The following is a 12506-nucleotide window of genomic DNA, read 5'->3' on the forward strand; positions in this document are numbered from 1 at the left end:
GATTTCCATGGCTTTCGGAAAGAAGGCGGCAAGCGCCAGTCCGCGCTTTCAGGCCTTCGACCTGCTGTCGACCCTGATCGCGGTCGTCAACAGCAAGGGCTCGGTGCTGTTCGCCAATGCCGGCCTCGAGGACGCGCTCGGCACCTCGCGCCGCACGCTCGAGGGCTCGCAGTTCGGCGCCTGCTTCCACGAACCCCAGGTGCTGCGCACCGCCATCGACGGCGCGAGCGCCAACGACTTCGCCACCCTGCGCTACGAGGCCTTCCTGCGCCGCGTCAACCACGAGCTGATGCCGGTGCAGGTCACGCTGGCCAAGGGCGAGAAGGCCGGCGAACTGATCGTCGAGATGCTGCCGCTCGAGCACCAGGTGCGGCAGGACCGCGAGGAGCGGCTGCTCGACCAGGCGCAGGCCAACAAGGAACTGATCCGCAACCTCGCGCACGAGATCAAGAACCCGCTCGGCGGCATCCGCGGCGCCGCGCAGCTGCTGCAGATGGAGGTCGAGTCGCGCGACCTCATCGAATACACCCAGGTCATCATCCACGAAGCCGACCGGCTGCAGACGCTGGTCGACCGCCTGCTGGCGCCGCACCGCCGGCCGCACGTGGTGGGCGACGTCAACATCCACGAGGTTTGCGAGCGCGTGCGCTCGGTGATCCTCGCGGAGTTCCCGCGCGACCTGCACATCGAGCGCGACTTCGATGTCTCGATCCCCGAGTTCCGCGGCGACCGCGAGCAGCTGATCCAGGCCACGCTCAACATCGTCCACAACGCCGCGCAGGCCCTGGCCGAGCGCCGCGCGGCCGGCGATGCGTGCATCACTTTCAAGACCCGGGTCGCGCGCCAGGTGATCTTCAACAAGCAGTGGTATCGATTGGCACTGGAATTGCATGTCATCGACAATGGACCGGGCGTGCCGGACGCGATCAAGGACCGAATCTTCTATCCGCTGGTGTCGGGTAGAGAGGGTGGTACAGGGCTGGGTTTGACGCTCGCACAGACTTTTGTGCAACAGCATCACGGCGTGATCGAGTGCGACAGTGTCCCGGGCCGAACCGATTTCAAGATATTGATTCCGCTGCCCTAGCAGCCACCGGCAACAAGGAGATGCATGAAGCCGATCTGGATAGTTGATGACGACCAATCGATCCGCTTCGTGCTGGAGAAGGCCTTGCTGCGGGAGGACCTTCCGACCCGCAGTTTCACCAACACGCGCGAAGTGCTGGCGGCCCTCGAACAGGCCGCCGAGGACGAGCAGCAGGGCCCGCAGGTCCTGGTGAGCGACATCCGCATGCCCGGCGGTTCCGGGCTCGAGCTGCTCGACAAGATCAAGGCCAAGCATCCGGGCCTGCCGGTCATCATCATGACGGCCTTCTCCGACCTGGACAGCGCCGTCTCGGCGTTCCAGGGCGGCGCCTTCGAATACCTGCCCAAGCCCTTCGACCTGCCGCGCGCGGTCGAGCTGATCCGCCGCGCCGTCGACGAGAGCCAGCGCGAGGAAGTGGCCGAGGAGCGCATGGTCGCCGCGCCCGAGATGCTCGGCCAGGCGCCCGCGATGCAGGACGTGTTCCGCGCCATCGGCCGGCTCTCGCAGAGCAACGTCACCGTGCTGATCACCGGTGAATCGGGTTCGGGCAAGGAGCTCGTGGCGCGCGCGCTGCACAAGCACTCGCCGCGCGCCAACGGCCCCTTCGTCGCCATCAACACCGCCGCCATCCCCAAGGATCTGCTCGAGAGCGAACTCTTCGGCCACGAGCGCGGCGCCTTCACGGGTGCGCAGACCATGCGGCGCGGCCGCTTCGAGCAGGCCGAGGGCGGCACGCTGTTCCTCGACGAAATCGGCGACATGCCCTTCGACCTGCAGACGCGCCTCTTGCGCGTGCTCAGCGACGGCCACTTCTACCGCGTGGGCGGCCACAACTCGGTCAAGGCCAACGTGCGCGTCATCGCGGCCACCCACCAGGATCTCGAGCAGCGCGTGAAGCTCGGCGGCTTCCGCGAAGACCTGTTCCACCGCCTCAACGTCATCCGCCTGCGGCTGCCCGCGCTGCGCGAACGCGGCGAGGACGTGCCCGCCCTCACGCGCCACTTCCTGCAGCAGAGCGCGCGGCAGCTCGGCGTCGAGCCCAAGCGCATCTCCGATGCGGCGCTCGCCAAGCTCGCGGGCTTCAACTTCCCCGGCAACGTCCGCCAGCTCGAGAACATCTGCCACTGGCTGACCGTGATGGCGCCGGCGCAGCTGATCGAGGCCAAGGACCTGCCGCCCGAGGTGCTGGCCTCGGGTGCCGCGCCGCTGCTGGCGCCCGACAGCCATGCGGGCGAGCCCGCGGCGTATGCAACGGCTGCCGTGCCCGTGACGCCGCATGCGTCCACGCCTTTCGCGGGCGCGCTGGCCGACGGTGCCGTGCCGACGCCTGCCGTTGCGGCACCGGCCCCTGCGGAGGCTTCCGGCAATTGGGAAAGCGGCCTCGAGGCCGAGGCCCAGGCGCTGCTCGCGGCCGGTCGCACCGATGTGTGGGACGTGTTGTCGCGCCGCTTCGAATCGCGCCTGATCCTCACGGCGCTGTCGAGCACGCGCGGCCGCCGCATCGAGGCCGCGCAGAAGCTCGGCATCGGCCGCAACACCATCACGCGCAAGATCCAGGAGCTCGGCATCGAGTGATGCCTGGCGAGCCCGCGGCCTCGGCGCCGCGCGGCTCGTTGTCCTGCCGGAAGACTCAGCGGCTGCGCTGTCCCTGCGTCAGCGAATCGAGCTGGAACTTCCCGCTCTTGTCCCAGAGCCAGGTGTCGATGTAGGTGTGGCCGCCCAGCTTGCCCGGATTGGGCAGCGGCGAGGCCGCCTTGATCAGCTCCTCGATCATCGGCGGCACCTCGGGCGCATGGCTCGGTATGCGGCTGAACGTGACGCCCGTGACCTTGCCGTTCGCGTCGATGTCCGTCTCGACCACCACCACCGCATACACCAGCGGCGGGATCTTGCCCTTGTAGATGCGCTGCGCGTACTTCGTGTAGATGTGGCGCGCGCCGATCTTGCGGTAGGCCCGCACCACGGGCGTCTGCGTCGTGATGAGGCGCACCGTGGGCACGTCGGACTTCGCGGGCGGGCCGTCGTCGGGCGTGGTGGCAGTGGCGCCGGGGCTCGCGGGACTCTCGCCGCCGCTCGCGGGCTTCTTGTCGAACACGCCGCAGGCCGCGAGCGACAGTGCCAGCGCGGTCGTGGCCACGGCCTTGGCGATCGCCGCGGCGCGGCGCTTTCCGGCCTCAGCCACCGAGGTCCACGTCGAGCACCACCGGCGCATGGTCGCTGGGCTTTTCCCATTTGCGCGGCACGCGGTCGATCACGCAGCCCTTGACCTGCGGCTTGAGCGCGTCGCTCACCAGCACGTGGTCGATGCGCAGCCCGCGGTTCTTCTGGTAGCCGAGCATGCGGTAGTCCCACCACGAGTAGCTCTTCTCGGGCTGCTCGAACATCCGGAAGCTGTCGGTCAGGCCCAGGCCGAGCAGCTGCTTGAAGTGGTCGCGCTCCTCGGTCGTGTGATGGATGGTTTCCTTCAGGCCCACCGGGTCGAAGCTGTCGCGGTCCTCGGGCGTGATGTTGAAGTCGCCCAGCAGCACCAGGTTCGGATTCGCGGCGAGTTCCGCACGCAGCCACTCGCGCAGCGCGTCCAGCCATTTCATCTTGTAGGCGAACTTGTCGGAGCCCGGCGCCTGGCCGTTCACGAAGTAGCCATTGACCACGCGCACCGGCCCGCGCGGCGTGTCGATGGTGGCGGCGATCACGCGCGACTGGTCGTCGGTGAAGCCGCCGATGTTCTTCACCACGTCGCGCATCGGCGCGAGGCTCAGGATCGCGACCCCGTTGTAGGTCTTCTGTCCGAACACCGCCGCGTCATAGCCGGCCGACTTGAGGATCTCGAGCGGGAACTTGTCGTCGCTCATCTTGAGTTCCTGCAGGCACAGCACGTCGACCGGGTTGGCGATCAGCCAGTCGAGCACGTGCTGCAGGCGGGCGGTGAGGGAGTTGACGTTCCAGGTGGCGATCTTCATGGGGTGGGTGAGCTGTCGTTGATCGACAACCGCTGAAGTGTGGGGGGGCCTCGCGGCCGGCGTGTCCGTGGTTATACCGAAACGCGCGGACGCCATCTCTCGATCGACTAAGATGAGAACCATTCGTATTCATGAGGCCGCGATCCCCGCACGCCGTTCGGAAGAATGAACGCCGATTCCGCCCTTTACCCGCAGCCCCATGCACATGTCCATGCCCTCTACCGTGGCCACCACGGTTGGCTGCTGGGCTGGCTGCGCGGCAGGCTGGGCAATTCCTTCGACGCCGCGGACCTGGCGCAGGACACCTTCCTGCGCATCCTCACGGCGCCCGATCACACGCCCGAGAAGCAGGGCGACTGGCAGCTGCGCGAGCCGCGTGCCTACCTGACGGTCGTCGCCAAGCGCCTGCTCGCGAACCTGTACCGGCGGCGCTCGCTCGAGCAGGCCTACCTCGATGCGCTGGGCGCGATGCCCGAGCCGCTGGCGCCGTCGCCGGAGCAGCAGGCGATCATTCTCGAAACGCTGCAGGAGATCGACGCGATGCTCGACGGCCTCGCGCCGTCGGTGCGACAGGCCTTCCTGATGGCGCAGCTCGAAGGGCTGGGTTATGCAGAGATCGCGGCGCGGCTGGGCGTGAGCGAGCGCACGGTGAAGCGCTACATGGCCGAGGCGATGGCGCACTGCATCCTGCTGGCCGTATGAGCGCTGCGAGCGCGCAGCGCGTGGTGGTCGACAAGGCCGTCGCCACGCAGGCCGCCCAGGGCTTCCTGCTGCTGCAGTCGGGCGAGGCCACGGCGGCCGACCGCATGCGCTGGACGCAATGGCGCGCGGCCGATCCGGCCCATGAAGATGCCTGGCAACGCGCCGAGCAGGTGAGCCGCAAGTTCGACCTGCTGCCGGGCGCGCTGGCGATGCCCGCGCTGGGGCGCACGGTGCGGGCCGACCGCCGCGCCGCGGTCAAGGCGCTCGCGCTGCTGCTGGCCGCGGTGCCCGCCGGCTGGGTCGCATGGCGCGCCTCGCCGGCGCGCGAATGGCTGGCCGACCACCGCACCGCCACCGGCGAGCGGCGCGAAGTGCGGCTGCCCGACGGCACGCGCATCCAGCTCAACACCGCGACGGCCATCGACGTGGCCTACGACGCCACGCTGCGACGGGTGCGCCTGCGCGCGGGCGAGATCCTGATCGACACCGCGCCCGACCGCGTGCCCGCCGGCGACCCCGCCTACCGCCCCTTCGTGGTCGAGACCGCGCAGGGCCGGCTGCGCGCGCTGGGCACGCGCTTCGTGGTGCGGCAGCGCGAGGACCGGCGCAGCCACGTGGGCGTGCTCGAGGGCGCGGTCGAGGTCCGGCCCGACGATGCGCAGGGTCTCGTGGTGGTGGTGCGCGCCGGCGAGCAGGCCGGCTTCTCCGCGTTGGCGGTCGATGCGCCGGGCGCGCTGGACCCGGGGGCCGACGACTGGTCGCGCGGCGTGCTGCGCGTGAAGAACATGCGCCTGCAGGATTTCCTCGCCGAGCTCGGCCGCTACCGGCCCGGGGTGCTGCATTGCGATCCCGCGGTGGCCGAGCTGCGCGTCTCGGGCGTCTTCCAGTTGCGCGACACCACGCCCGTGCTCGACAGCCTGCCGCAGGCCTTGCCGGTGCAGGTGATGTCGCGCACGCGCTATTGGGTGACGGTGGTGCCAGCCGGCAGCTGAGGGCGCGCGAGCGCGCCGGGCCGGCCGGCAAAAAAAATCCGCCGCGCCGTGTCCCTTTTTTTCTTCTCGCGTGTGAAGCCTTGAGGAACAGCCACTTCACACCTTCTTGCGAGATCTCTCCTCATGGCCCGTCGCCCTCCGTTTTTCTTCGATTCCCGCATCGCGCGCGCGGTGCACGGCGCCTTGCTCGCCATGGCCTGCGCCGCCGGCGGCACCGCGGCCCAGGCGCAAGGCGCCGACGCCACGGCCCAGGCCGAGCAACCCAGGAGCTACAGCATCGCCGCGGGCCCGCTCGACGACGCGCTCGCCAGCTTCGCCGCCGCCGCGGGCCTGAGCCTCACGATGCCGCCGGCCCTGGTGCAGAACAAGCGATCGCCGGGCCTGCAGGGCAGCCATGGCGTGCGCGAAGCCTTCGCGCGCCTGCTCGCGGGCTCGGGGCTCGAGGCCGCCGGCGGCGCGGGCGGCGCCTATGTGCTGCGCCCGTCCGCGGCCGGCACCGAGAGCGATGCGGCGGGCGCCACGCTCGCGCCGATCACCGTCACGGCGGCCCCGGTGCGCAGCGCCACCAGCGAGGGCACGCGCGCCTATGCCGCGCCGCTGCTGACGATCGGCAAGGGCGAGCAGGCGGCGAAGGACATCCCGCAGTCGGTCAGCGTGCTCACGCGCCAGCGGCTCGACGACCAGGGCCTCGTCGACCTGCGCGACGCGGCCAATGCCGTCACAGGCGTGGTCGGCGTGAAGGGCGTGGGGCCGGGCATGGTGCTGTCGTCGCGCGGCTTCCAGATCGACGCCTGGCAGTACGACGGCGTGCCGGTGCCGCGCAACTGGTATTCGCTGGGCAACTGGGCCACCGAGGCGCTGGTGTTCCACGACCGCCTCGAGGTGCTGCGCGGCGCGGCGGGCCTGCTGCAGGGCACGGGCAGCCCGGGCGGCGCCGTCAACCTGGTGCGCAAGCGCGGCCAGTCCGAGAAGACGCTGGTGCTGACCGGCAAGGCGGGCAGCTGGAACCACTACGGCGCGCAGCTCGACGCGGGCGGGCCGCTCAATGCCGAGGGCACGCTGCGCGGACGCGTGGTGCTCGACGAGGACCGCAGCCATTCGTTCACCGATTTCGTCTGGAGCCGCACGCGCTCGCTCTACGGCGCGATCGACTACGACCTGTCGCCGGACACCACCCTCGGCCTGGGCATCAGCCAGATGAAGGGCAGCGGCCGCCCCATGCTGCGCGGCTTTCCGCGCTATCCCGACGGCAGCGATATCGGGCTGCCGCGCTCGGTGTACACGGGTGCCTGGTGGAACCGCCACGACAGCGAGCAGACCACCCTCTATGCCGACCTGGAGCATCGCTTCAACGCGAACTGGAAGCTCAAGGCCTCGGCGCTGCGCATGAACGAGCGCAATGCCTCGCAGCACCAGCGCATGCACGGCAACGTGCAGCCCGACGGCAGCGGGCTGAGCTTCGCCGACTGGGACAACCTGTTCGATTCGAAGAAGGCCGGGCTCGACGTCTATGTGCGCGGCCGCTTCGAGGCGCTGTCGCTGGAGCATGACCTGACGGTCGGCGCGAACTACGCCAAGTACACCTCGAAGGACCGCTTCGGCCGCCGCTTCACGAGCGGCGGCAACATCTTCGCGCCCGACCACTACCGGCCGGCGCAGAACTACGAGACCATCCTCGCAGCGGGCGGCACCAAGAGCCACACAGAGTACGACATCAGCCAGTCGGGCCTGTACGGCAGCTGGCGCGTGAAGCTCGCGGAGCCGCTGACGGCGATCCTCGGCGCGCGCGCGAGCTGGTACGACTACCTCTATGCCGACCGCACCCGCGACACCCGCAGCACCGTGAGCACCAACACGAAGATCACGCCCTATGTCGGCCTGGTGTTCGCGCTCGACCGGCAGTGGTCGGCCTACGGCAGCGTCACCGAGGTGTTCGAACCGCAGTCCGAACGCGCGCTGAACAACGAGCCGCTCAAGCCGATCACCGGCCGCAACTACGAGCTGGGCCTGAAGGGCGAGCTGATGGACGGCCGGCTCAATGCCTCGCTGGCCGTGTTCCGCTACGACCACCGCAACCGCGCCGTGACCGACTACGACAACGGCTACGCCTGCGACGACTGGTACTGCTACAAGTCCTCGGGCAAGGTGCGCAGCCAAGGCTTCGAGGCCGAGCTCAGCGGCGAGATCGCGCCGCGGCTGCAGCTCACGGCCGGCTACACCTACAACACGACCCAATTCCTCGAGGACCCCGACAACCAGGGCCAGGTCTTCAGCCAGTGGACGCCGCGGCACATGCTGCGCGTGTGGAGCGACTACCGGCTGCCGGGCGCATGGAGCCGGCTCAGCGTGGGCGGCGGCTTCACGGTGCAGAGCAGCACGCTGGGCTACGACCGCTCGTTCAAGGTGCCGGGCTTCATGGTCTGGAGCGCGCGCGTGGCCTACCAGGCGACGCCCGAGCTGAGCCTGGCGCTCAACGTCTACAACGTGTTCGACAAGCGCTACTACATCCCGGCCTTCAACGAGACCAACGGCAACAACAACTATGGCGACCCGCGCAACCTGATGTTCACGGTGAAGTACACGCCCAAGCTCTGAGTCGGCGGCGGACGGCGAGGGCACAGGCATCCGTCTAAAATGAGAACAATTCTTATTTGTGCGCGGCAGCCCGGCCGCCAACGCCGTTCGCCGTGTCCGCCATTCCCGCCACCGAAGCCGACTTCCAGCAAGTCCACACCCTCTACAGCGACCACCACGGCTGGCTCCAGTCGTGGCTGCGCAGGAAGCTCGGCAATTCCTTCGACGCGGCCGACCTGGCGCAGGACACCTTCGCGCGGCTGCTGACCGCGCGCAACCCCGAGGTGATCGCGCAGCCGCGCGCCTACCTCACGAGCGTGGCCAAGAACATCCTGGTGAACTGGTACCAGCGCCAGGCGCTCGAGCGCGCCTACCTCGAGGCGCTGGCCGTGATGCCCGAGCCCGAGGCGCCGTCGCCCGAGCAGCGGCTGATCATCCTGCAGACCCTGCACGAGATCGACGCCATGCTCGACAGCCTCAAGCCGGCCGCGCGGCGCGCCTTCCTGCTGTCGCAGATCGAGGGCCTGAAGTACGAGGACATCGCGCGCGAGCTCGGCGTGTCGCTGGTCACGGTCAAGCGCTACATGCAGCAGGGCTTCCGCGGCTGCCTGGCGCTGATGGCGTGAGCGCGCTGCCGTCCTCCATGGCCGACGCGCCATCGGCGGCACTGCCGCCGCGCGTGCTCGACGAGGCCGCCGAGTGGCTGATGCGCCTGCACGACAGCGCCGCGACCGATGCCGACCGCCGCGCCTGCGAGCGCTGGCGCCAGAGCCACCCCGACCATGCCCGTGCCTGGGCGCGCGCCGAGCTGCTGATGAACAAGCTCGGCGGCCTGCCGTCGGCGCTGGCCATGCCGTCGCTCGCGCGCTCCTCGCGCCATGGCGGCCGCCGCGCCGCCATCGGCCGGCTGGCCGCGCTGCTGGCGGCCGTGCCCGCGGGCTGGCTCGGCTGGCGCTTCGCGGGCGAGCGCGGCTGGACCGCCGAGCACCGCACGGCCACCGGCGAGCGCCGCGAACTCCAGCTCGCCGACGGCAGCCGTCTCACGCTCGACACCGCGAGCGCGGTCGACGTGCGCTTCGACGCCGCGCAGCGCCTGCTCGTGCTGCATGCGGGCGCGATCCTGGTCGCGACCGCGCCCGACACCGCCGCGGCGCACCGGCCGTTCCGCGTGCAGGCCGGCGGCGGCACGCTGGAGGCGCTGGGCACGCGCTTCAGCGTGCGCAGGGAGGAAGAGGGCGCGACCGCGGTCGCGGTGTTCGAGGGCGCGGTGCGCGTCACGCCCGAGCGCGGCGCGTCGCGCGTGCTGCCGGCCGGGCAGCAGACCCGCTTCGGCGCCGACGGCATCGAGGCCTTCGCGCCCGCGGACGAGAGCCGCGTGGCGTGGACCCGGGGCATGCTGCTGGCCGACGCGATGCGGCTGGCCGATTTCGCGGCCGAGCTGTCGCGCTACCGGCCCGGTGCGCTGCGGTGCGAGGCAGCCGTCGCCGGGCTGCGCATCTCGGGCGCCTTCCCGCTGGACGACACCGACCGCGTGCTGCGCATGCTGGTGTCGACCTATCCGGTGGATGCGCTCACGCGGCTGCGCGGCTATTGGGTCACGCTGGTGGCCAGAAATATTTCCGCCCAGGGGTGAGACTTTTCTTCGTTTCGGCTGGCAAGGAGGGGAAGAACCCACCGCTGCCAACCGAAAGGCCCGTTTCCATGTCCGCATCCCGTCCGTCCGTTCCGCGCGCCAGCGCGGAGCGCCGCTTCCACGCCGCCCTGCGCCACGCGCTGATGGCCTTCGCCCTCGCCGGGCTGGCCGCGCCGCCGGCCCTGGCGGCCGAACCCTTGCCGCTCGATGCCGCGGTGCCCCGGGCCTACGACATTCCCGCCGGTCCGCTGGGCCGCACGCTCGCCAGCTTCGCGGTCGGCAATGGCATCGCGCTGTCCTTCGATCCCGCGCTGACGCAGGGCCGCAGCAGCCCCGCGGTCTCGGGTCGCTACACCGCACGCGAGGCCATCGAGCGCCTGCTCGCGGGCAGCGGCCTGCAGGTGGTGGCGCGCAGCGACGGCAGCTACACGCTGGGCCGGCGCGAAGCGGGTGCCGATGCCGCCACCGGCGCGCAGACCGGCATCGGCACGCTGGCGCCGGTCACCGTCACGGCCGAGGCCGACCGCAGCGGCACCACCGAAGGCACCGGCTCGTACACCACGCGCGCCACCGCCGCGGCCACCGGCCTGGCGCTGTCGCCACGCGAAACGCCGCAGTCGGTCACCGTGCTCACGCGCCAGCAGATCGAGGACCAGAACCTGCTCTCGCTCGGGCAGGCCATGAAGAGCGTCACCGGCGTGTTCGCGGTCAGCTCCGACAGCGACCGCACCGATCTCTACGCGCGCGGCTTCTACATCGACAACTACCAGTACGACGGCGTGCCGACCACGGTCACCACCGACTTCTTCGGCGCCTCCAACAACGACCCGGTGCTGTACGACCGCATCGAGATCGTGCGCGGCTCGACCGGCCTGCTGACCGGCGCCGGCAATCCCTCGGCCTCGGTCAACCTGGTGCGCAAGCATGCCGACAGCAAGGTGTTCGCCGGCAGCGCCTCGCTGGCGCTGGGCTCGTGGAACCTGCGCCGCGCCACCGTCGACCTCTCGACCCCGCTGACCGAGGACGGCCGCGTCCGCGCCCGCGTCATCGGCATGACCGAGGACCGCGACTCCTTCCTCGAGCGCTACCACGGCCGCAAGCACGTGCTGTACGGCGTGGTCGATGCCGACCTCACGCCCGCCACCTCGCTGAGCGTGGGCATCGACTCCCAGGCCAGCCGCCCGAACGGATCGACCTGGGGCGGACTGCCGCTGACCTTCGGCGACGGCGGCCCCGCGAACTGGGCTGCTTCGAAGAGCATCGGCACGCCCTGGACCCACTGGGACGCGACCAACACCACGCTGTTCGCGAACCTCACGCATGCCTTCGGCAACGGCTGGAAGCTCAAGGCCAATGCCTCGCATCGCCAGAGCAAGCAGAACGCCAAGCTGCTCTACCTGTTCGGCGACCTCGACCGCCTCACCGGCACGGGGCTGGGCTCGCTGCCCGGCTACTTCGAGCACGAATTCCGCCAGAACAGCCTCGACCTGCAGGCCACCGGCCCGTTCGAGCTGCTGGGGCGCAAGCACGAACTGGTGCTGGGGCTGAGCAACACCCAGTCGCGCTATGTGCAGGCCAGCCACGTGCGCCTGAGCGCGCTGCCCGAGGTCGGCAATTTCTACCTCTGGAACGGCGGGTATCCCGAGCCGAGCTGGGGCCAGCTCGAGGTGTCGGGCATCGACAAGCTGCGCCAGACCGGCTACTACGGCGCCGCGCGCTTCTCGGTCACCGATTCGCTCAAGTTCATCCTCGGCGCGCGCCAGAACGACTGGCGTGCCACCCGCCTCACGGCCGACGACCGGACCACGCGCCGCCACGAAGTGCTGACGCCCTATGCGGGCCTGATCTACGACCTGGGCGAGCATTACTCGGCCTACGCGAGCTACACCGACATCTTCCAGCCGCAGAACTACCGCGACACCAGCGGCCGCTACCTCGACCCGGTGACCGGCAAGAGCTACGAGATCGGCCTCAAGGGCGAGCACCTGAACGGCAGGCTCAACAGCTCGCTCGCGCTGTTCCGCTCCGAGCAGGAGAACGTGGCGCAGCGCGACGGCACCCGCCTCGTGCCCGGCTCGACCGATGGCGCCTACTACGGCGCGCGCGGCGTCGTCACCAAGGGCATCGAGCTGCAGCTGTCGGGCGAGCTGGCGGAGGGCTGGCAGGTCAACGCGGGCATCGCGCGCACGCTCGGGCGCGAGGGCAGCGGCGACCGCATCAACCCCTCGATGCCGACCACGCTGGCCACGCTGTTCACCACCTACCGGCTGCCGGGCCGCTGGCACCAGCTCACGGTCGGCGGCGGCGTCAACTGGCAGAACCGCGTGTACTACCCGTTCAGCGTGGGTGACGTCGACATGCGCTACACGCAGGGCTCGCGCGCCGTCTTCAGCCTGATGGCGCGCTACGCGGTCTCGCCGCGGCTGTCGCTGCAGCTCAACATCGAGAACCTGTTCGACAAGCGCTACAACGTCAACATCGACGGGCAGGCCTTCGCGGGCACGCCGCGCAATGCGGTGGCGACGCTGAACTACAAGTTCTGAGGGCGCGGCGAGGGA

General features: G+C 70.1%; 10 protein-coding genes. 8 read left to right on the top strand and 2 right to left on the bottom strand.

Annotation, left to right across the window (positions count from 1 at the left end):
* The first annotated feature begins 7 nt into the window (after positions 1 to 7).
* Complete coding sequence (glnL, locus tag AC07RV_RS12530) at positions 8 to 1087, top strand: nitrogen regulation protein NR(II) (RefSeq protein WP_093343381.1); 1080 nt, start codon at positions 8 to 10, stop codon at positions 1085 to 1087.
* A gap of 24 nt (positions 1088 to 1111) precedes the next feature.
* Positions 1112 to 2662, top strand: a complete 1551-nt coding sequence (ntrC, locus tag AC07RV_RS12535) for a nitrogen regulation protein NR(I) (RefSeq protein ID WP_296778642.1) — start codon at positions 1112 to 1114, stop codon at positions 2660 to 2662.
* A 55-nt stretch (positions 2663 to 2717) separates the two neighbouring features.
* On the opposite strand, the gene AC07RV_RS12540 is transcribed toward ntrC, so the two are convergent.
* The gene (locus AC07RV_RS12540) at positions 2718 to 3269 is read right to left on the bottom strand and encodes a hypothetical protein (protein WP_296778639.1); all 552 of its coding nucleotides are present in this window, start codon (positions 3267 to 3269) and stop codon (positions 2718 to 2720) included.
* Positions 3262 to 4047, bottom strand: a complete 786-nt coding sequence (gene xth, locus AC07RV_RS12545) for an exodeoxyribonuclease III (RefSeq protein ID WP_296778636.1) — start codon at positions 4045 to 4047, stop codon at positions 3262 to 3264. Before xth ends, AC07RV_RS12540 begins: the two co-directional genes overlap by 8 nt.
* Before the next feature lie 165 nt (positions 4048 to 4212).
* Here xth and AC07RV_RS12550 point away from each other — a divergent pair, with 165 nt between their 5' ends.
* From AC07RV_RS12550 to fhuE, 6 genes are all read left to right on the top strand, one after another.
* Positions 4213 to 4749: a sigma-70 family RNA polymerase sigma factor gene (locus AC07RV_RS12550; protein WP_296778633.1), complete on the top strand. Its 537-nt coding sequence runs from the start codon at positions 4213 to 4215 to the stop codon at positions 4747 to 4749.
* Positions 4746 to 5741, top strand: a complete 996-nt coding sequence (locus tag AC07RV_RS12555) for a FecR domain-containing protein (RefSeq protein WP_296778630.1) — start codon at positions 4746 to 4748, stop codon at positions 5739 to 5741. Before AC07RV_RS12550 ends, AC07RV_RS12555 begins: the two co-directional genes overlap by 4 nt.
* A gap of 123 nt (positions 5742 to 5864) precedes the next feature.
* Positions 5865 to 8336, top strand: coding sequence for a TonB-dependent siderophore receptor (locus AC07RV_RS12560; protein WP_296778627.1), 2472 nt, complete (start codon positions 5865 to 5867; stop codon positions 8334 to 8336).
* Between the two features lie 92 nt (positions 8337 to 8428).
* The gene (locus tag AC07RV_RS12565; RefSeq protein ID WP_296778624.1) at positions 8429 to 8941 is read left to right on the top strand and encodes a sigma-70 family RNA polymerase sigma factor; all 513 of its coding nucleotides are present in this window, start codon (positions 8429 to 8431) and stop codon (positions 8939 to 8941) included.
* 17 nt (positions 8942 to 8958) lie between these two features.
* A complete protein-coding gene (locus AC07RV_RS12570; protein WP_296778720.1) occupies positions 8959 to 9948 on the top strand; it encodes a FecR domain-containing protein in 990 nt (329 codons plus the stop codon).
* Between the two features lie 68 nt (positions 9949 to 10016).
* Positions 10017 to 12491: a ferric-rhodotorulic acid/ferric-coprogen receptor FhuE gene (gene fhuE, locus AC07RV_RS12575; protein WP_296778622.1), complete on the top strand. Its 2475-nt coding sequence runs from the start codon at positions 10017 to 10019 to the stop codon at positions 12489 to 12491.
* Positions 12492 to 12506: the final 15 nt, after the last annotated feature.

This window comes from Variovorax sp. GW821-FHT09B01, assembly GCF_059418345.1.

Coding starts and splice junctions, on each gene's coding strand:
- AC07RV_RS12570 (WP_296778720.1), top strand. CDS start 8,959: ATGGCCGACGCGCCATCGGCGGCACTGCCGCCGCGCGTGCTCGACGAG.
- fhuE (WP_296778622.1), top strand. CDS start 10,017: ATGTCCGCATCCCGTCCGTCCGTTCCGCGCGCCAGCGCGGAGCGCCGC.
- ntrC (WP_296778642.1), top strand. CDS start 1,112: ATGAAGCCGATCTGGATAGTTGATGACGACCAATCGATCCGCTTCGTG.
- AC07RV_RS12555 (WP_296778630.1), top strand. CDS start 4,746: ATGAGCGCTGCGAGCGCGCAGCGCGTGGTGGTCGACAAGGCCGTCGCC.
- xth (WP_296778636.1), bottom strand. CDS start 4,047: ATGAAGATCGCCACCTGGAACGTCAACTCCCTCACCGCCCGCCTGCAG.
- AC07RV_RS12550 (WP_296778633.1), top strand. CDS start 4,213: ATGAACGCCGATTCCGCCCTTTACCCGCAGCCCCATGCACATGTCCAT.
- AC07RV_RS12560 (WP_296778627.1), top strand. CDS start 5,865: ATGGCCCGTCGCCCTCCGTTTTTCTTCGATTCCCGCATCGCGCGCGCG.
- glnL (WP_093343381.1), top strand. CDS start 8: ATGGCTTTCGGAAAGAAGGCGGCAAGCGCCAGTCCGCGCTTTCAGGCC.